Origin of the sequence: Kitasatospora sp. NPDC101157 (assembly GCF_044768255.1) — a bacterium.
Classification (GTDB): Bacteria; Actinomycetota; Actinomycetes; order Streptomycetales; family Streptomycetaceae; genus Kitasatospora.
In genome coordinates this window covers 361,072-380,079 of record NZ_JBIWPL010000006.1, presented here as the reverse complement: position 1 = coordinate 380,079, position 19,008 = coordinate 361,072, and the positions used below count along the sequence as shown (strand labels likewise).

The 19,008-nt window shown below is 70.8% G+C and carries 16 protein-coding genes; 9 read left to right on the top strand and 7 right to left on the bottom strand.

The features are described 5' to 3' along the window. Positions 1-18: 18 nt before the first annotated feature. From gyrA to dnaA, 7 genes are all read right to left on the bottom strand, one after another. Entirely contained in the window at positions 19-2,550 is a 2,532-nt protein-coding gene (gene gyrA, locus ACIRVF_RS16805; RefSeq protein WP_402817531.1) for a DNA gyrase subunit A, read from the bottom strand. 131 nt (positions 2,551-2,681) lie between these two features. Continuing rightward, a complete protein-coding gene (gene gyrB, locus ACIRVF_RS16800) occupies positions 2,682-4,700 on the bottom strand; it encodes a DNA topoisomerase (ATP-hydrolyzing) subunit B (RefSeq protein WP_402817461.1) in 2,019 nt (672 codons plus the stop codon). Positions 4,701-4,968: 268 nt separating this feature from the next. Further along, positions 4,969-5,502, bottom strand: a complete 534-nt coding sequence (locus ACIRVF_RS16795) for a DUF721 domain-containing protein (protein WP_402817459.1) — start codon at positions 5,500-5,502, stop codon at positions 4,969-4,971. Positions 5,503-5,655: 153 nt separating this feature from the next. After that, positions 5,656-6,789 carry a DNA replication/repair protein RecF gene (gene recF / locus ACIRVF_RS16790; RefSeq protein ID WP_402817457.1) on the bottom strand — a complete coding sequence of 378 codons (1,134 nt, stop codon included), beginning with the start codon at positions 6,787-6,789 and terminating at the stop codon, positions 5,656-5,658. Positions 6,790-6,842: 53 nt separating this feature from the next. Further along, a complete protein-coding gene (gene gnd / locus ACIRVF_RS16785; protein WP_402817455.1) occupies positions 6,843-7,769 on the bottom strand; it encodes a phosphogluconate dehydrogenase (NAD(+)-dependent, decarboxylating) in 927 nt (308 codons plus the stop codon). 137 nt (positions 7,770-7,906) lie between these two features. Then, the gene (gene dnaN / locus ACIRVF_RS16780) at positions 7,907-9,037 is read right to left on the bottom strand and encodes a DNA polymerase III subunit beta (protein ID WP_360242831.1); all 1,131 of its coding nucleotides are present in this window, start codon (positions 9,035-9,037) and stop codon (positions 7,907-7,909) included. A gap of 954 nt (positions 9,038-9,991) precedes the next feature. Beyond that, entirely contained in the window at positions 9,992-11,785 is a 1,794-nt protein-coding gene (gene dnaA / locus ACIRVF_RS16775) for a chromosomal replication initiator protein DnaA (RefSeq protein ID WP_402817453.1), read from the bottom strand. 353 nt (positions 11,786-12,138) lie between these two features. Between dnaA and rpmH the strand changes: the two genes are divergently transcribed. From rpmH to ACIRVF_RS16730, 9 genes are all read left to right on the top strand, one after another. Next, a complete protein-coding gene (gene rpmH / locus ACIRVF_RS16770) occupies positions 12,139-12,276 on the top strand; it encodes a 50S ribosomal protein L34 (RefSeq protein ID WP_030059672.1) in 138 nt (45 codons plus the stop codon). 18 nt (positions 12,277-12,294) lie between these two features. Continuing rightward, positions 12,295-12,723 (top strand): ribonuclease P protein component, encoded by a 429-nt coding sequence (rnpA, locus tag ACIRVF_RS16765; protein ID WP_380413691.1) that lies wholly within the window; start codon positions 12,295-12,297, stop codon positions 12,721-12,723. Beyond that, entirely contained in the window at positions 12,720-13,034 is a 315-nt protein-coding gene (gene yidD / locus ACIRVF_RS16760) for a membrane protein insertion efficiency factor YidD (RefSeq protein WP_188307180.1), read from the top strand. Before rnpA ends, yidD begins: the two co-directional genes overlap by 4 nt. A 3-nt stretch (positions 13,035-13,037) precedes the next feature. Next, positions 13,038-14,192, top strand: a complete 1,155-nt coding sequence (gene yidC / locus ACIRVF_RS16755) for a membrane protein insertase YidC (protein ID WP_402817450.1) — start codon at positions 13,038-13,040, stop codon at positions 14,190-14,192. Between the two features lie 84 nt (positions 14,193-14,276). Further along, the gene (locus ACIRVF_RS16750; protein WP_402817448.1) at positions 14,277-14,807 is read left to right on the top strand and encodes a protein jag; all 531 of its coding nucleotides are present in this window, start codon (positions 14,277-14,279) and stop codon (positions 14,805-14,807) included. A gap of 159 nt (positions 14,808-14,966) precedes the next feature. Beyond that, complete coding sequence (gene rsmG, locus ACIRVF_RS16745) at positions 14,967-15,815, top strand: 16S rRNA (guanine(527)-N(7))-methyltransferase RsmG (protein ID WP_402817446.1); 849 nt, start codon at positions 14,967-14,969, stop codon at positions 15,813-15,815. Between the two features lie 263 nt (positions 15,816-16,078). Continuing rightward, positions 16,079-17,026 carry a ParA family protein gene (locus ACIRVF_RS16740; RefSeq protein WP_402817529.1) on the top strand — a complete coding sequence of 316 codons (948 nt, stop codon included), beginning with the start codon at positions 16,079-16,081 and terminating at the stop codon, positions 17,024-17,026. After that, complete coding sequence (locus ACIRVF_RS16735; protein WP_402817444.1) at positions 17,023-18,081, top strand: ParB/RepB/Spo0J family partition protein; 1,059 nt, start codon at positions 17,023-17,025, stop codon at positions 18,079-18,081. The genes ACIRVF_RS16740 and ACIRVF_RS16735 overlap by 4 nt, the downstream gene beginning before the upstream one ends. Before the next feature lie 133 nt (positions 18,082-18,214). Next, positions 18,215-18,832, top strand: coding sequence for a GNAT family N-acetyltransferase (locus ACIRVF_RS16730; RefSeq protein WP_402817442.1), 618 nt, complete (start codon positions 18,215-18,217; stop codon positions 18,830-18,832). Positions 18,833-19,008: the final 176 nt, after the last annotated feature.

Sequence of the window (19,008 nt, the reverse complement as noted above, 5' to 3'; positions counted from 1 at the left end):
ACCGGTCCGCGGTTCGGTTCAGACCTCGGCGTCTCCGCCGACCGCCGTCCCCGCACCCTCGGCCGTCTCGGTGGACTCGGTGACCTCGTCCTCCGCCGTCTCGTCGTCCTCGGCCTCCGCGTTGCGGGCCACGCCCACGACCGCGTCGCGCTTTCCGAGGTTGATCAGTTGGACGCCCATGGTGTCACGTCCGGTTTCACGAACCTCGGAAACCCTCGTGCGGATCACCCCGCCCGAGAGGGTGATCGCCATGATCTCGTCGGTGTCGTCGACCACGAGCGCGCCGACCAGGGAGCCCCGGCCCTCGACGATCTTCGCCGCCTTGGTGCCGTAGCCGCCGCGTCCCTGGACACGGTACTCGTCGACGGCGGTCCGCTTGGCGTACCCGCCGTCCGTGGCGGTGAAGACGTAGGTGCCCGGACGGACGACGTTCATCGAGAGCAGCTCGTCGTCCTCGCGGAAGGCCATGCCCTTGACGCCGGAGGTGGCGCGGCCGGTGGACCGCAGCGCCTCGTCGGTCGCGGTGAAGCGGATCGACTGGGCCTTCTTGGAGACCAGCAGCAGGTCGTCCTCGGCGGAGACCAGCTCGGCGCCGATCAGCTCGTCGTCCCGGCCCTCCTCGTCCTGGCGCAGGTTGATCGCGATCAGGCCGCCGGAGCGCGGGGAGTCGTAGTCCTTCAGCGGGGACTTCTTCACCAGGCCGGCCCGGGTGGCGAGGACCAGGTACGGCTTGTCCTCGTAGGTGCGCACGGCCATGACCTGGGCGATGTGCTCCTCCGGCTGGAAGGCCAGCAGGTTGGCCACGTGCTGGCCGCGGGCGTCGCGGCCGGCGTCCGGCAGCTCGTAGCCCTTGGCGCGGTAGACCCGGCCCTTGTTGGTGAAGAACAGGATCCAGTTGTGGGTCGTCGTCACGAAGAAGTGGTCGACGATGTCGTCCTGCTTGAGCTGGGCGCCGCGCACGCCCTTGCCGCCGCGCTTCTGCGAGCGGTAGAGGTCGGAGCGGGTCCGCTTGACGTAGCCGCCACGGGTGATCGTGACGACGATGTCCTCCTCGGCGATGAGGTCCTCGATGGAGAGGTCGCCGTCCGAGGGGATGAGGGTCGAGCGCCGGTCGTCGCCGTACTTCTCGACGATCGCGGCGAGCTCCTCGGAGATGATCTCGCGCTGACGGACCGGCGAGGCGAGGATCGCGTTGTACTCGTCGATCTTGCGCTGCAGCTCGTCGTGCTCGTCGGTGATCCGCTGGCGCTCCAGGGCGGCCAGGCGGCGCAGCTGCATCTCCAGGATCGCGTTGGCCTGGAGCTCGTCGATCTCCAGCAGGCCCATCAGGCCGGTGCGGGCGGCGTCGGCGCTCGCCGAGGCCCGGATCAGCGCGATGACCTCGTCGATCACGTCCAGGGCCTTGAGCAGCGCGCGCAGGATGTGGGCGCGTTCCTCGGCCTTGCGCAGCCGGAAGGTGGTGCGCCGGACGATGACCTCGACCTGGTGGTTGACCCAGTGCCGGATGAAGGCGTCCAGCGACAGCGTGCGCGGCACGCCGTCGACCAGGGCCAGCATGTTGGCGCCGAAGTTGGTCTGCAGCTCGGTGTGCTTGTACAGGTTGTTGAGCACGACCTTGGCGACCGCGTCGCGCTTGAGCACGACCACCAGGCGGGTACCGGTGCGGGACGAGGACTCGTCGCGGACGTCCGCGATGCCGGCGATCTTGCCGTCCTTGACCAGGTCGGCGATCTTCAGCGCGAGGTTGTCCGGGTTGACCTGGTACGGCAGCTCGGTGATCACCAGGCACTGGCGGCCCTGGATCTCCTCGACCTCGACCACGGCCCGCATGGTGACCGAGCCGCGGCCGGTGCGGTAGTAGTCGTCGATCCCGCGGCGGCCGACGATCAGCGCCCCGGTGGGGAAGTCGGGGCCCTTGATCCGCTCGATCAGGGCCTCCAGCAGCTCCTCGGCGGAGGCCTCCGGGTTCTCCAGGTACCAGAGCGCGCCGGAGGCGACCTCGCGGAGGTTGTGCGGCGGGATGTTGGTGGCCATGCCGACCGCGATGCCGGTGGCACCGTTGACCAGCAGGTTGGGGAAGCGCGCGGGCAGGACGGTCGGCTCCTGCGAGCGGCCGTCGTAGTTGGGCGCGAAGTCGACGGTCTCCTCGTCGATGTCGCGCATCATCTCCATGGCCAGCGGCATCATCTTGCACTCGGTGTAGCGCATGGCCGCCGCCGGGTCGTTGCCCGGGGAGCCGAAGTTGCCGTTGCCGTCCACCAGCGGCATCCGCATCGACCACGGCTGGGCCAGGCGGACCACGGTGTCGTAGATCGAGGTGTCACCGTGCGGGTGGTAGTTGCCCATCACGTCGCCGACGACGCGGGCGCACTTGTAGTAGCCCTTCTCGGGCCGGTACCCGCCGTCGTACATCGCGTAGAGCACGCGGCGGTGCACCGGCTTGAGGCCGTCGCGGACCTCGGGGAGCGCCCGGCTGACGATCACGCTCATCGCGTAGTCGAGGTACGAGCGCTGCATCTCGGTCTCAAGCTCGACCGGCTCGATCCGCATGGTCGCCTGGGCGGTGGCCTCGGCGGGCTCGGGGGTCTCGGGCTGGTCGCCTTCGGGACGGTTGTCGTCGACCACTGGTGGTCAGTTTCCTTTCACGCGGACTGGTACGTGCGGGGCCTGGCGCGCAGGCGTCACACGTCCAGGAAGCGGACGTCCTTGGCGTTGCGCTGGATGAAGGAGCGGCGGGCCTCGACGTCCTCGCCCATCAGCACGGAGAACAGTTCGTCGGCGCGGGCAGCGTCCTCCAGGGTGACCTGGAGCAGCAGGCGGTGCTCGGCGTCCATGGTGGTGACCCGGAGCTCCTCGGCGTTCATCTCGCCGAGACCCTTGAAGCGCTGGATCGCGTCGTCCTTGGGCAGCCGGCGCCCGGCCTCCACGCCCGCGGCGATCAGCGCGTCGCGCTCGCGGTCGGAGTAGGCGTACTCGAAGTCGTCCTTGCCCCACTTGATCTTGTACAGCGGCGGCATGGCGAGGTAGACGTACCCGGACTCGACCAGCGGCCGCATGAAGCGGAACAGCAGGGTGAGCAGCAGGGTGCGGATGTGCTGACCGTCGACGTCGGCGTCGGCCATCAGGACGATCTTGTGGTAGCGCAGCTTGGAGTCGTCGTAGTCCTCCTGGATGCCGCAGCCGAAGGCCGAGATCAGCGCCTGGACCTCGGTGTTCTGCAACACCTTGTCGATCCGGGCCTTCTCGACGTTCAGGATCTTGCCGCGGATCGGCAGGATGGCCTGGGTGCGCGGGTCGCGGCCCTGCTTGGCCGAGCCGCCGGCGGAGTCACCCTCGACGATGAAGATCTCGCACTCGGACGGGTCCTTGGACTGGCAGTCCGAGAGCTTGCCCGGCAGCGAGGCGGACTCCAGCAGTCCCTTGCGACGGGTGAGGTCGCGGGCCTTGCGGGCGGCGACGCGCGCGGTCGCGGCCTGGATGGACTTGCGGATGATGTCCGCGGCCTCGTTGGGGTTGCGGTCCAGCCAGTCGTTGAGCTGCTCGTGGACGACCTTCTGGACGAAGGTCTTCGCCTCGGTGTTGCCGAGCTTGTCCTTGGTCTGGCCCTCGAACTGCGGCTCACCGAGCTTGACCGAGATGATCGCGGTCAGGCCCTCGCGGATGTCCTCGCCGGAGAGGTTGTCGTCCTTCTCGCGGAGCAGCTTCTTGTCCCGCGCGTAGCGGTTGACCAGGCCGGTCAGCGCGGCGCGGAAGCCCTCCTCGTGGGTACCGCCGCCGTGGGTGTGGATGGTGTTGGCGAAGCTGTAGACCCCCTCGGTGTAGGAGGAGTTCCACTGCATCGCGATCTCCACCGAGATCGCCTTGTCCTTGTCCTCCGCCTCGAAGTCGATCACCGAGGGGTGGATGACCTCGCCCTTGCGGGAGTTGAGGTGGGCGACGAAGTCGGCGATGCCGCCGTCGTACTTGTACGTGACGGTGAGCGGCTTGCCCTCCTCGTCCACGTGCTCGGGGCGCTCGTCGGTCAGCGAGATCGACAGGCCCTTGTTGAGGAAGGCCATCTCCTGGAAGCGCCGGGAGAGCGTCTCGAAGGAGTAGACGGTGGTCTCGAAGATGTCGGGGTCGGCCCAGAAGGTGACCGTGGTGCCGGTGCGGTCGGTCTCCGCGCCCTTGACCAGGGCGGCGGTCGGCGCGCCCATCTTGTAGTCCTGGGTCCAGACGTTGCCGTCCTTGTGGATCTCCACCGAGAGCCGGGTGGACAGCGCGTTCACGACCGAGACACCGACGCCGTGCAGACCGCCGGAGACGGCGTAGCCGCCGCCGCCGAACTTGCCGCCCGCGTGCAGGACGGTGAGCACGACCTCGACGGCGGGCTTGTCCTGGCCGGGGACGATGTCCACCGGGATGCCGCGGCCGTTGTCGACGACGCGGACCGCGCCGTCGGCCATGATCGTGACGTCGATGGTGTCGGCGTACCCGGCCATCGCCTCGTCGACGGAGTTGTCCACGACCTCCTGCACCAGGTGGTGCAGGCCGCGCTCACCGGTGGAGCCGATGTACATGCCGGGGCGCTTGCGGACGGCGTCGAGGCCTTCCAGCACCTGGATGTTGCTACCGGTGTAGGAAGCCTGGTCGGTGGTCTGGTCTGGGGTCTGGCTGGGGTTGCCGGAATCGGCCACGAAGCGCCCTCTCTGGCACAGCACGGGCCGCAATCCCGCCCCGTGCGGGCGAGCGTGCGACCACGGCGTTTCGACTCGGTTGCCACTAGCAACAGTGTTTGGCTTTCAGTCTACCGGTACGACTGACAGAGATGGGCGTTTGGCAGCCCTTGAAGGCAGATACGCCGCCCTGAATCCCCTCTGCACGAGTCCCGATACTCGACCGGGGGGCCCGGGGCGCCTGGAAGGGCCGTCAGGGGTTCCGGAAGATCGTGGTCCGATCCCACCGGGGGTCGAACGGCGCCGGCCGGGGTCAGCCCCAGGTGTCGCCCGGGCCCTTGCTCCCCGGGGCGCGCAGCCGGCCGTAGCCGCGGACCGGGGCGGCCGGCCCGAGCACCTTGATGGTCCGGACCGTGCCGTGGCCCAGCTCGTGGTTCAGACGGGCCACCAACTGGCGTGCCAGCCAGCGGAGTTGGGTGGCCCAGGCGGTGGAGTCGCACTGCACGGTGAGCACCGCCTCCGCCTCGTCGTAGGAGGAGGGGTGGCAGTGCGCGGAGATGTCCGGGCCGACGATCTGGGGCCAGCGGCCCATCACCCCACCGACCGCGGCGGAGGACTCCCAGCCGCGTTCGGTCAGCAGCCGGTTCAGTGCCGCGCCCAGCGGCACCGGGTCGCGGCCGTCCGAGCGGGCGCCGCTGCGCAGCCCGTGCCGCTTCGCCTCGCGCTTCTGCTGGACCTGCTCACCGCGCTGACGGGCCTGGGCGCGGGCAGCGCGCAGGGCGGACCGGGCGAGGTCGGCCCCGGTGGGCGCGGCTGCGCCGGGGGAGGTCTCCGTCGACTCGCTCACGGCGATCTCCTTTCCCCAGCCTGTGGACAACCCGATGAGCCGTCCAGCCTACGGGAGCGCACGGACGCCGGGCGTCGGCGCGTGCCGTGCCACGGGTCACGGGTACGGGCGCGGGTTCGCCGCCGGTGCGGGGGCGGGCCGACGGGCGGGGGATCAGGCGTCGATCCGACGGACGGCGCCGTCGGCGACCGCGAACCGGGCGCCGGCCAGCGCCTTCGGCACGTCCTCGGCCACCGCCGCGGTGACCAGCACCTGCTCGCCGTCGGCCACCAGCTCGGCCAGCCGGTCCCGGCGGGCCGCGTCCAGCTCGGCGAACACGTCGTCCAGGATCAGCACCGGCTCGCCGCCGTCCGCGCGCAGCAGCTCGTACGAGGCCAGCCGCAGCGCGAGCGCGAACGACCAGGACTCGCCGTGGCTGGCGTAGCCCTTGGCGGGCAGCGGGCCGAGCTTGAGCACCAGCTCGTCGCGGTGCGGGCCGACCAGGGTGATGCCGCGCTCGACCTCCTGCTTGCGGACCGCCTGCAGCGCCTGCAGCAACTGCTCCTCGGCCTGCTCCCGGCTGGTCGGCAGCTCGCCCTCGAAGGAGCTGCGGTACTCCAGCGCGGTCTCGCCGCCGCCCGGAGCCAGTTGGCCGTAAGCGGCCGTCACCAACGGCTGCAGGGCAGCCACCAGCTGGATCCGGAAGGCCGTCAACTCGGCTCCGGCGCGGGCCAGATGACCGTCCCAGACCTCCAGGGTGGAAAGGTCCGCGCCCTTGCCGCCGCCGGCCCGGCGGGCCATCGCGGCGGTCTTCAGCAGGGCGTTGCGCTGCTTGAGCACCCGCTCGTAGTCCTGGCGGACCCCGGCCAGCCGGGGCGCCCGGGCGGTCAGCAGCTCGTCCAGGAAGCGCCTGCGCTCGCCCGGGTCGCCCTTGACCAGGCTGAGGTCCTCGGGGGCGAACAGCACGGTGCGCAGCAGGCCCAGCACGTCGCGCGGGCGGACGTTGTCGGAGCGGTTGATCCGGGCCCGGTTGGCCTTGCCCGGGGTGAGCTCCAGCTCGACCAGGGTGGAGCGGCCGCGGTCCACCACCGAGGTGCGGATCACCGCGCGCTCGGCGCCCAGCCGGATCAGCGGGGCGTCGGTGGCGACCCGGTGGCTGCCCAGGGTGGCGACGTAGCCGATCGCCTCGACCAGGTTGGTCTTGCCCTGGCCGTTGGGCCCGACGAAGGCGGTCACGCCCGGGTCGAGGGGAACCTCGGCCCGGGCGTACGACCGGAAGTCGGCGAGCGACAGGTGCGCGACGTGCATGGCTGTGGACTGCGCTCGCCTTCTGTGAACAGACCTGTGGAGAACTGCCGGGACTACTTCGACTCGACCGCGTGGCCGCCGAACTGGTTGCGCAGCGCGGCGATCATCTTCATCTGCGGCGAGTCGTCCTGGCGGGAGGCGAAGCGGGCGAACAGCGAGGCGGTGATCGCCGGCAGCGGCACGGCGTGGTCGATCGCGGCCTCGACGGTCCACCGGCCCTCGCCGGAGTCGGCGGCCCAGCCGCGCAGCTTGGCCAGGTGCTCGTCCTCGTCCAGGGCGCGGACGGCCAGGTCCAGCAGCCAGGAGCGGATGACGGTGCCCTCCTGCCAGCTGCGGAAGACCTCGCGCACGTCGGTGACCTCGGGGGCGGCCTCCAGCAGCTCCCAGCCCTCGGCGAAGGCCTGCATCATCGCGTACTCGATGCCGTTGTGGACCATCTTGGCGAAGTGGCCGGCGCCCACCGCGCCCGCGTGCACCGAGCCGAAGTCGCCCTCCGGCTTGAGCGCGTCGAAGACCGGCTGGACCCGGGCGACGTGCTCGGCGTCGCCGCCGTACATCAGCGCGTAGCCGTTCTCCAGGCCCCAGACGCCGCCCGAGACGCCGCAGTCGACGAAGCCGATGCCCTTGGCCGCCAGCGCCTCGGCGTGCTTGATGTCGTCGGTCCAGCGGGAGTTGCCGCCGTCGACCACCACGTCGCCGGGGGAGAGCAGCTCGGCCAGCTCGTCGACGGTCGCCTGGGTCGCGGCGCCCGCCGGGACCATCACCCAGACCACGCGCGGGCCCTGGAGCTTGGTGACGAGCTCCTGCAGGCTCTCGACGTCGGAGATCTCCGGGTTGCGGTCGTATCCGACGACGGTGTGGCCGGCGCGGCGGATCCGCTCGCGCATGTTGCCGCCCATCTTGCCGAGACCGATGAGGCCGAGCTCCATGACCAAATCCTTACTGTGGGGACGTGCCTGGCGGCGGCGCCGTTGCCGCACTTCCCCGAGCCTACGCTTCCGACCGCCACCGGCTCCGCGCGGTCGGGCCGACCGGGGGAGACGTCCACAGGCTGTGCACAGCGGGTGTGCACAGCCTGTGGACGACCGGCCGGGTCGGCGCCGGCCCGAGCGGGGGGTCAGCCGGAGAGGCGGACCGGCATGATCAGGTACTGGTAGGCCTTGTCCTCCTCGGCGTCCACCGAGACCTTGCCGCTGAGCAGGGCCGGCTTGGTCGGGGTGGTGAAGCTCAGCTGGGCGAACGGGGAGTCGATGGCCTTGAGGCCCTCCTCCAGGTAGCCCGGGTTGAAGGCGATCGAGATGTCGTCACCCTCCAGGTCGGCCTCGATCCGCTCGGTGGCCTGGGCGTCGTCGCCCGAACCGGCCTCCAGGGTCAGCACACCCTGCTCGAAGTTGAGCCGGACCGGGGTGTTGCGCTCGGCAACCAGCGAGACGCGCTTGAGCGCCTCCAGGAAGGGCTGGGTCTGGATCGCCGCGACCGCGCTGAACTCGGTCGGGAAGAGGCTGCGGAACTTGGGGAACTCGCCCTCCAGCAGCCGGGTGGTGGTGCGGCGGCCGGCGCCCTCGAAGCCGATCAGGCCCTCGCCCGCGCCGCCCGAGGAGAGCGCGATGGAGACGGTGTCGCCGCTGCCCAGGGACTTGGCGATGTCCTGCAGGGTCTTGGCCGGCACCAGGGCGACCGCGGAGATGTCCGACTGCTCGGGCTTCCACAGCAGGTCGCGGACGGCGAAGCGGTAGCGGTCGGTGGCGGCCAGGGTGATCCGGTCGCCCTCGATCTCGACCCGGACGCCGGTGAGGACCGGCAGGGTGTCGTCCCGGCCGGCGGCGACCGCGGCCTGGCTGACGGCCGAGGCGAAGACGTCACCGGAGACGGTGCCGGTGGCGGTCGGCATCTGGGGCAGCGCCGGGTACTCGTCCACGGGGAGGGTCGGCAGGGTGAAGCGGGAGCTGCCGCAGACCACGCTGACCCGCTGGCCGTCGGTGGAGATCTCCACAGGCCTGTTGGGAAGGTTGCGCGAGATGTCGTTGAGCAGGCGACCGGAGACCAGGACGGTGCCGGCCTCCTCGACGTCCGCCTCCAGCTCGACCCGGGCCGAGACCTCGTAGTCGAAGCCGGACAGCGCCAGGCTGCCCTCCTGCGCGGTCAGCAGCAGGCCGGCCAGCACCGGCACCGGCGGCCGTGCCGGGAGGCTGCGGGCAGCCCAGGCCACCGCCTCCGCGAGGACGTCACGCTCCACCCGGAACTTCACCGGTAACCGCCTCCTGGATCGAGCGCTCCCGCTCGCACTCTGGTTCGTCTGATCTTGATCGTCGGTCCGCCTGTCCGCCGAGCTCTACCACTCCGCTTCCAGTCGCAAAGGACAGTCTGACGTACTCCGCCGACAGACGGGGCAGACGGGCGGAAGCGAACCCGAACAAGTGTCGGGGAGCGGTTGTCCACAGATTTCGGGCCCACCCACTTTGAAAGCAGGTTCACGGTCTATCTGTGTAGCGGTAGTAGTAGGGCCTGTGGAAACCGTGGATAACCCCGTTTCCGCAGGTCAGGGCCCGAATTTTGTCCACAGTGGGTGTGGACGGCGGCTGTGGACGGGCAGGCCGCGCTGTGGACAGCCGAGCGTTACCCACAGGGCACGCTGGGTATCCACAGGTTATCCCCAGGGCTGTCCCCAGATCCGGGCCCGGTTATCCACGGGCACCGGTCAACTCTACGTGACGCCTTTCACACCAGGGTATGAACAGTGGCCCACGGTTGTCGAACTGTGGACCCGGCTGTGGACAACCTGGGGATAACCGCCCCGTCCCTGGGGACAACCGGTGGATAACCCGAACGGCCCACTGGCGGCCCGTCAATTGTCCACACCCTGTGGATAACCGTTGTGCACAAGTCCACAGGCACCTGACCTGCGCGGAAGAGCGTAGCGGCGGCGGGCCTGTGGACGAATTCTGGATAACTCCGGACTCCCCGGCCTGTGGACCGTGCAGAAGGGGCCCGTCCTGTGGACAACCGCCTTGCGCGCCCTCGGTTTTCGAATCACCGGTCAGTTGTTCGGCGCGGGCTGTGGACTGGTGGACCGTCCGTCGCCCGGATCCCTGCCCCGCCGACGTCGGGCGCACACCTGTGGAGATGCGAAAAGGGCGTCAGGATCGCTCCTGACGCCCTTTTCCGGCCGGCGTGGCCGACGGGCCCGACTCGGCGCCGCCGCCTAGCTCTTGATGCGGTTGGTGAGTTCGGTGACCTGGTTGTAGATCGAGCGCCGCTCGGCCATCAGCGAGCGGATCTTGCGGTCCGCGTGCATCACCGTGGTGTGGTCCCGGCCGCCGAACTGCGCGCCGATCTTCGGCAGCGACAGGTCGGTGAGCTCCCGGCACAGGTACATGGCGATCTGGCGGGCGGTCACCAGTACCCGGCTGCGCGAGGAGCCGCAGAGGTCGTCCACGCCGAGGCCGAAGTACGCGGCGGTCTGCTGCATGATGACCTGCGCGGTGATCTCCGGACCGGCGTCCTCGTCCCCGCCCGGGATCAGGTCCTTGAGGACGATGCCGGCCAACTCCAGGTCCACCGGAGCCCGGTTGAGGTTGGCGAAGGCGGTGACCCGGATCAGCGCGCCCTCCAACTCCCGGATGTTGCGGGTGATCCGGGACGCGATGAACTCCAACACGTCGGCGGGGGCGTTCAGTTGCTCCTGGATCGCCTTCTTGCGCAGGATCGCGATCCGGGTCTCCAGCTCCGGCGGGGTGACGTCGGTGATCAGGCCCCACTCGAAGCGGTTGCGCAGCCGGTCCTCCAGCGTGGTCAGCAGCTTGGGCGGCCGGTCCGACGAGAGGACGATCTGCTTGTTCGCGTTGTGGAGGGTGTTGAAGGTGTGGAAGAACTCCTCCTGGGTGGACTCCTTGCTCGCCAGGAACTGGACGTCGTCCACGAGCAGGATGTCCATGTCCCGGTAGCGGCGGCGGAAGGTGTCCGCCTTGCCGTCCCGGATCGAGTTGATGAACTCGTTGGTGAACTCCTCCGAGGACACGTAGCGCACCCGGGTGCCCGGGAAGAGGCTGCGCGAGTAGTGCCCGATGGCGTGCAGCAGGTGGGTCTTGCCCAGCCCGGACTCGCCGTAGATGAAGAGCGGGTTGTACGCCTTGGCCGGGGCCTCGGCGACCGCCACCGCCGCCGCGTGCGCGAAGCGGTTGCTGGCGCCGATGACGAAGGTGTCGAACAGGTACTTGGGGTTCAGCCGGGCGGCCGGTTCGTCCTTGCGCGAGCCGCCGGCCGGGGGAGCGCCGGGCGGGGCGGGCACCCCGGGCACGGCGGGGCGCTCGGCGGAACGCTCCGGGGCGGCCTTCTCGGCCGGGCGGCCGCCGGCGGGGCGGGAGCCCTGTCCGCGGCGGCCCGCTCCGGTGCGCGGCTGCTCGCCGGGGCCGGGGCCGTACGCGCCGCCGAAGAGGTCGCCCTGGGTGGTGGAGGGCGGACTGGGCAGGGGCCGCGGCGCCTGGCGGGGCGCGGGCTCCTCGGGCTCGTGGTACGACGCCTGGGGTTCCTGGTAGCCGGGCCAGGGCTGGGCCGACTGGCCGCCGTAGGGCGCGGGGCGGTGCTCGTAGCCGCCGGTGTCGTAGCGGGGGCGCTCGTAGTCCTGCTCGTACGGCTGCTGCTGGTAGCCCTGGTCGCGGTAGTCCTGGTCCTCCTCGGCCGGGCCGGGGTACGGCTCGACGGGGGCCTGGGCGACGGGCGCGGTGGGCACGGCGTTGGCGTCTACCATCACGGCGATCCGGACCGGCCGGCTGAGCTCGCGGCTGAGCGCGTCGGTCAGCTGGGGCAGCAGCCGACCCTCCAGCACCTGCTTGGCCCGCTCGTTCGGGGTCGCCAGCAGGGCGGTGTCGTGCATCATCCACATCGGCTGGGTGCGCTGCACCCACTGTTTGTCCATCTCCCCGACGTCGGGGTCGCTGACCAGCCGCTCGACGACCCTCGCCCAGACCGGGACTAGGTCGCTGTTGACATCAGCCACTGGTGCACGCTTTCCAAGAACAAACCAGACAAGTCCTGCAACGGTAGTCAGCGAACAGAGACGGATCAAGTCGTTGTCCACAGGCTGTGGGTAAGTGGACCTCCGAAGGGCTGGTTTGACCCTCGCGCCCCGTCCCGCGTACCGTAACCAGGTCGAGTTGTCGATGGCCGCTGCCGCATGTCCGCGGGTCCACCCGCTCCATAAGGCGCGCAGCACGGGCGCCGTGGATTGCCTCAGACCCCAGCCGAACTGGGGCGATGGGCCGGATTTCCGAATCAGGGGAGATCACGCGGACGCACGGTGACGGCCAAGCGACCCCCCGTCATCCTACGATTCACCTCAGGAGCCCCCGAGTGAGCAAGCGCACCTTCCAGCCGAACAACCGTCGTCGCGCGAAGACCCACGGCTTCCGGCTGCGTATGCGTACCCGCGCCGGCCGCGCCATCCTGGCTGCCCGCCGTGGCAAGGGCCGCGCCAGCCTGTCCGCCTGATCCGCACCAGAGTCTGTTGTGCTGCCCTCCGAGAATCGGCTGCGGCGGCGCCAGGACTTCGCGACCGCGGTGAAACGCGGTCGCCGGGCCGGCCGGCCCCTTCTGGTCGTCCATCTCAGCAGAGACGGTGACCCGCAGGGGCAGACCGACCGGACCAGCGACTCCCGCCCGCACGTCGCCGAGGGGACTCCTTCGGCGCGTGCGGGTTTCGTCGTGAGCAAGGCCGTTGGCCCGGCGGTCGTTCGCAACCTGGTCAAGCGCCGGTTGCGCCATCTAGTCCGTGATCGCCTGTCCAGGCTGCCCGCCGGTAGCCTGATAGTGGTGCGTGCGCTGCCCCAGGCCGCGACCGCCTCGTACCAGGACCTCGAACGTGACCTGGACGCGGCGCTGAAGCGGCTGCTGAGGGCCGAGCCCGCCGCAACGGCGCCGACGGGAGCAGGGCGATGAAGTACCTGCTGATGGGTCTGATCAGGGTCTACCAGTGGACCATCAGCCCACTGCTCGGTCCGGTCTGCCGTTACTACCCCTCCTGCTCGCACTACGGCTACGAGGCCGTCAAGGTGCACGGAGCGGTCAAGGGCGGCGGACTGACCGTCTGGCGCATCCTGCGCTGCAACCCCTGGTCGCCCGGCGGGGTGGACCACGTTCCGCCGCGCAAGCACCCGGTGTGGCACCGCCGGCTGCGTGATCTGCTGAGCCCCAAGAGCGGGACCGCCGAGCCGGAGCCGGTGGCGAAGCCCGATGTCCAAGGAGTCTGACCGGTGACCTTCGGTTTTCTGAGTCCCCTCTACACGGCGGTGTCCTGGATCATCGTCCAGTTCCACTCGCTGTACAGCCACGTCTTCGATCCGGACGGCGGCTGGGCCTGGGGTCTGGCCATCGCCTCGATGGTGGTCGTCATCCGGATCTGCCTGATCCCGCTCTTCGTGAAGCAGATCAAGGCGACCCGGGCCATGCAGGCGATCCAGCCGAAGATGAAGGCCATCCAGGAGCGCTACAAGAACGACCGGCAGCGCCAGTCCGAAGAGATGATGAAGCTGTACAAGGATGCGGGTACCAACCCGTTCTCCAGCTGCCTTCCCATCATCGTCCAGGCGCCGTTCTTCACCGCTCTCTACGGCGTGCTGTCCAAGGTCGCCAAGGGCGAGGACATCGGCGTGATCCACGGCTCGCTGCTGGTGAGCGCCGGCAAGGCGCACATCTTCGGCGCCCCGCTCTCCGCGACCTTCCTCGGCAGCCCCGAGACCAGCGTCAAGATCGTCACCGCGGTGATGATCGTGATGATGTCGCTGTCGCAGTTCGTCACCCAGCGCCAGCTGATGACCAAGAACGTCGACCTCACGGTCAAGACGCCGTTCATGCAGCAGCAGAAGATGCTGATGTACGTCTTCCCGGTCATGTTCGCCGTCATGGGCATCAACTTCCCGGTCGGTGTCCTGGTCTACTGGCTGACCACCAACGTCTGGTCGATGGGCCAGCAGCTGGTCGTCATCCACAACAACCCGACCCCGGGCAGCAAGGCCTTCCAGGAGCGCCAGGCGCGCCTGAAGAAGGCCGGGCGACTGCGCGCGGACGGTACGGAGATCAAGGGCGCGCTCTGGGGCATGCTGCCCCCGTCCAAGGCGGCCATCGCCGAGGCGGCCTCCGCCACGGCCGTGGTCGAGGAGTCGGTCCGGGCGAGCCGCCAGCAGCCCCGTCGCCAGACCAAGGCCCAGCGTCAGCAGGGCGGTGCCACCCAGGCGGCCGAGCCGGGCGAGGGCACCCCGGTCGAGCAGCCCGCCGAGGAGGCCGTCGCGGCCGACTCCAATGCGAAGCCGGCGGCCGCCAAGCAGACCGCGGCCAAGCCCGGCGGCACCAAGCAGGGCACCCGGCAGCAGCCCAAGCGCGGCGGCCAGCGGCCGAAGAAGAAGTCCTGACCGGCCTCCTGGCCTCGTTGTCGCAGCTGCGAAGAGCTTCGTTCCCCGCCCGCCAGCCGGGCCCATCTCCGAAGGAGTCCATCAGTGACGGAAGGCACCACCTCCGCCGTCGAGACCGAGGCCGCCGCCGGCGCCGACGAGAACCTCGTCACCCGCCTGGAGCAGGAGGGTGACATCGCGGCCGACTACCTGGAGGGTCTGCTCGACATCGCGGACCTCGACGGTGACATCGACATGGACGTCGAGGGCGACCGCGCCCTGGTCTCCATCGTCAGCGACGGCAACGACCGTGCGCTGCAGCGACTGGTCGGCCAGGACGGCGAGGTGCTGGAGGCCCTGCAGGAGCTGACCCGGTTGGCTGTCCACCGGGAGACCGGCGAGCGCAGCCGCCTCATGCTGGACATTGCCGGCTTCCGGGCCCGCAAGCGCGAGGAGCTGGCCGCGCTGGGCGCGAAGGCCGCCGAGCAGGCCAGGAGCACCGGCGAGCAGGTCAAGCTGCGGCCGATGACGCCGTTCGAGCGCAAGGTGGTCCACGACGCGGTCGCGGCCGCCGGTCTGCGCAGCGAGTCGGAGGGCGAAGAGCCCCAGCGGTGCGTGGTCGTGCTGCCGGTCTGAGGCCGGCGGATCGATGACCGGTCGCCGCGGCGGCCGGTGAGCCTTACCGGACGCGACCCCGTCCGCCTCGTGCGGGCGGGGTCGTTGTTCCTTCTGGGATGTTTCACGTGAAACAGTGCGTTGAGCGGGTCGGTGGATCCGGAGATCGGAGAGGTCGAGATGGACACGGAGAGCGCGGCCACCGGCCGTCCGGGGGCGGACGTGAACCCTGACGCCGAGGGGCGGTCCGCCGAGGCGGCCGAGACGGCCGAGACGCCCGAGCTGGACGTGCTGGCCGAGGCGCCGGCCGCCGCCCGGGAGGTCTTCGGCGACCGCTTCGACGCCGCCGTCCGCTACACCGAGCTGCTGGCGACCGCGGGTGTCCGGCGCGGGCTGATCGGCCCGCGCGAGGTGCCCCGGCTGTGGGACCGCCATGTGCTCAACTGCGCGGTGCTGGCCGAGCTGCTGCCCTCCGGCTCCACCCTGTGCGACGTCGGTTCGGGTGCCGGTCTGCCCGGCATCCCGGTGGCCCTGGCCCGTCCGGACGTCTCGGTGACCCTGCTGGAGCCGCTGCTGCGCCGGACCACCTTCCTGGAGGAGGTCGTCCGGGAGCTGGCGCTGGAGAACGTCACGGTGCTGCGCGGTCGCGCCGAGGAGATGGTCGGCAAGCTCGCGGTGGATGTGGTGACCGCCCGGGCGGTGGCCCCGCTGGACCGGCTGGCCGGCTGGGGCATGCCGCTGCTGCGCCCGCACGGGCAGATGCTGGCGCTCAAGGGCGACAGCGCCGAGCAGGAGCTGGCCGACTCGCGTGCCGGGCTGGCCAAGCTGGGCGCCGTCGAGTGGACCGTGATCTCGGTCGGCGAGGGCACCCTGGAGACCTCGACCCGGGTGGTCCAGGTCAAGGCGGGGGAGAGCCCCGGCGGGGTGAAGGCCGCCACCCGGCGCGCCAAGGTGGCCCGGGCCGGTCGCAACGCCGGTGCGAAGAACGGCGGCACCACCGGCCGGGGTGGTCGGCGCCGCGCCCGCTGATCCCGGAAAAGCCGCCACGACGGGCGGACGGTCCTCCTCGCAGGGGAACCGTCCGCCCGTCGTCGTTCAGGTGACGGGCGGGCCGAAAAGCGGACATCGGAGTGTCGCAACGTCAGATTTCCGACATAGCGGGCATGGTGTTTCACGTGAAACGTCGCTCCTTGCTCTCCGGAATCCTCGCTCGCGGCCGGGCGGCGACTGTTGCCGCTCCGGTTTCACGTGAAACACTGAGCCCCATGCAGGACTCGGAGACCATCGACCAGATCGATGACACGCCCATCGCGCGGGCTGCCCAGGCTGCGGTTCAGGCGATCGGCCGAGCGGGGGAGGGGCTTCCCCGGCCCGCCGCGACCCGGGTGATCGTGGTCGCCAACCAGAAGGGTGGGGTGGGCAAGACCACCACCACCGTGAACGTGGCCGCCTCCCTGGCCATGCACGGGCTGCGCGTCCTGGTGGTCGACCTCGACCCCCAGGGCAACGCCTCCACCGCCCTCGGCATCGACCACCACGCCGAGGTGCCGTCCATCTACGACGTCCTGGTCGAGGGCAAGCCCATGGCCGACGTGGTCCAGCCCGTCGTGGACGTCGAGGGGCTCTTCTGCGTCCCCGCCACCATCGACCTGGCCGGCGCCGAGATCGAGCTCGTCTCGCTGGTGGCCCGGGAGAGTCGGCTGCAGCGCGCCATCGCCGCCTACGAGCAGCCGTTGGACTACATCCTGATCGACTGTCCGCCCTCGCTGGGCCTGCTGACGGTCAACGCCCTGGTGGCCGGTCAGGAGGTGCTGATCCCGATCCAGTGCGAGTACTACGCGCTGGAGGGCCTCGGCCAGCTGCTGCGCAACGTCGAGCTGGTGCGCGCCCACCTCAACCCCGCGCTGCACGTCTCGACCATCCTGCTCACCATGTACGACGCCCGGACCAGGCTGGCCGCCCAGGTCGCCGAGGAGGTCCGGACCCACTTCCAGAACGAGGTGCTGAGCACGGCGATCCCGCGCTCGGTCCGCATCTCGGAGGCGCCCAGCTACGGGCAGACGGTGCTGACCTACGACCCGGGCTCGACCGGGGCGCTCTCCTACCTGGAAGCCGCCCGCGAGCTCGCGCTGCGCGCGGCCGGTCAGGGCGGTTCGCTGGTGGGTCAGCAGCGGGGCGGCAGCGGTACGGGGCACGGTGCCCCGGTGGTACAGCACGGTACGACGGAGGGTCATCAGTGAGTGGTCGCAGGGGTCTGGGACGAGGGCTTGGGGCGCTGATCGGCCCGGCCGCGCCGGCGGACGGCGGGGCGGCGCAGCCGGTCGCGGCCACGCCCGCGCCGACCTCGGTGGTGACGACCGGCGCGACGTCGCCGGCCTCGGTGCCCGTGCTGCCGGGTGGGCGTGCCACGGTGGCGGCCCGGGCGGCCGTCGGACGGCAGCCGGCGCCGGTCCCCGGTGCCTCCTTCGCCGAACTGCCACTGGACGCGATCACCCCCAACCCGCGCCAGCCGCGCGAGGTGTTCGACGAGGACAAGCTGGCCGAGCTGGTCGCCTCCATCAGGGAGGTGGGCCTGCTCCAGCCGATCGTGGTGCGCGAGATCGAGGCCGGGCGCTACGAGCTGATCATGGGCGAGCGGCGCTGGCGGGCCTCCCGTGAGGCGGGCCTGGAGCGGATCCCGGCGATCGTCCGGGCCACCGAGGACGACAAGCTGCTGCTGGACGCCCTCCTGGAGAACCTCCACCGGGCGGAGCTGAACCCGCTGGAGGAGGCTGCCGCCTACGACCAGCTGCTGCGGGACTTCTCCTGCACCCACGAGGAGCTCGCCGACCGGATCGGCCGCTCGCGCGCGCACGTCTCGAACACGCTGCGGCTGATGAACCTCTCGCCGACCGTCCAGAAGCGGGTCGCCGCCGGTGTGCTGACCGCCGGCCACGCCCGCGCGCTGCTGGCGCTGCCGGACGCCGAGCGACAGGAGGAGGTGGCCAGGCGGATCCCCGCGGAGGGCCTCTCGGTGCGGACCACCGAGGAGATCGTCCGGGTGATGCTCCAGGAGCCGGAGAAGCCCTCGCGCCAGACGCCGAAGGCGGGCAAGATCATCTCCCCCGCCTTCAACGACCTGGCGAGCCGGCTGTCGGACCGCTTCGACACCCGGGTCAAGGTCGAGGTGTCGCAGCGCGGCGGGAAGCTGGGCAAGGGCAAGGTGGTGCTGGAGTTCGGTTCGGTGGAGGACCTCAACCGGATCCTGGACAGCATGGCCCCCGGCGAGGACGGTCTGCGGCTGTCGCAGGGCTGAGCCGGCCGTCCGGACCGAGGACGACGACCCGATGGGTGCATGTGCCACGTGAGCGCTGTTTCACGTGAAACATGCACCCATCGGTGTTCGTGGGGGAATGCTCGACCCTGAGAGGGAGGAGGAGGTACGGGCCATGGGACGCCGGATCGCTCCGCTGACGCTGGACAACCTCGCGGACCTGCCGACGGGCTGCCGCTCCTGCGTGTTCTGGGAGCTGGACCCGGTCAGCGCCAAGGAGGCGGTGGAGTCGGGGAAGCCCGAGCTGGAGAAGGAGGGGTGGATCTCCGCGGTGCTGCTGGAGTGGGGGTCCTGCGGCCGGATCGTCTACGTGGACGACCGGCCGGCCGGGTTCGTGCTCTACGCGCCGCCCGCGTACGTGCCCCGCTCCCAGTCCTTCCCGACCAGCCCGGTCTCGCCGGACGCCGTTCAACTGATGGTCAGCCGGGTGCTGCCGGGCTACCAGCGGCAGGGGCTGGGCCGGGTGCTGGTGCAGACCGTCGCCAAGGACCTGCTGGGGCGCGGAGTGCGGGCGATCGAGGCCTTCGGCTCGGCGGGCCGGGTGCCGACCAGCTGCGTGCTGCCGGCCGACCATCTGCTCGCGGTCGGGTTCAAGACCGTACGGCCCCATCCGCGCTACCCGAGGCTGCGGTTGGAGGCCCGGACCACCCTGTCCTGGCGCGGCGACGTCGAGGGGGCGCTGGAGCGGCTGCTCGGCGGCGGGCGGAAGGAGCCGGCGCTGCGGCCGTTCTGAGCGGTGCTGCGGAACGCCGTGCCGCGAAGACGGCGGCGCCGCAAAGCGGCGGGGGGGGGGCCCCCCCGGGGGGCCCCCCCCCCCCCGCCGGCCCCCCCCCCCCCCCCCCCAACAACCCCACCCCCGAACCCCGCCGCCCCGCCCCCCGCCGGCGGCCCCGGGGAGTAGTTCACCCC

What these genes read in the sequence shown, in the direction of transcription:
- yidD (WP_188307180.1), top strand. Translation starts at nt 12,720, where the DNA reads ATGAAGTACCTGCTGATGGGTCTGATCAGGGTCTACCAGTGGACCATC.
- ACIRVF_RS16730 (WP_402817442.1), top strand. Translation starts at nt 18,215, where the DNA reads ATGGGACGCCGGATCGCTCCGCTGACGCTGGACAACCTCGCGGACCTG.
- rsmG (WP_402817446.1), top strand. Translation starts at nt 14,967, where the DNA reads ATGGACACGGAGAGCGCGGCCACCGGCCGTCCGGGGGCGGACGTGAAC.
- recF (WP_402817457.1), bottom strand. Translation starts at nt 6,789, where the DNA reads ATGCACGTCGCGCACCTGTCGCTCGCCGACTTCCGGTCGTACGCCCGG.
- gyrA (WP_402817531.1), bottom strand. Translation starts at nt 2,550, where the DNA reads ATGCGGATCGAGCCGGTCGAGCTTGAGACCGAGATGCAGCGCTCGTAC.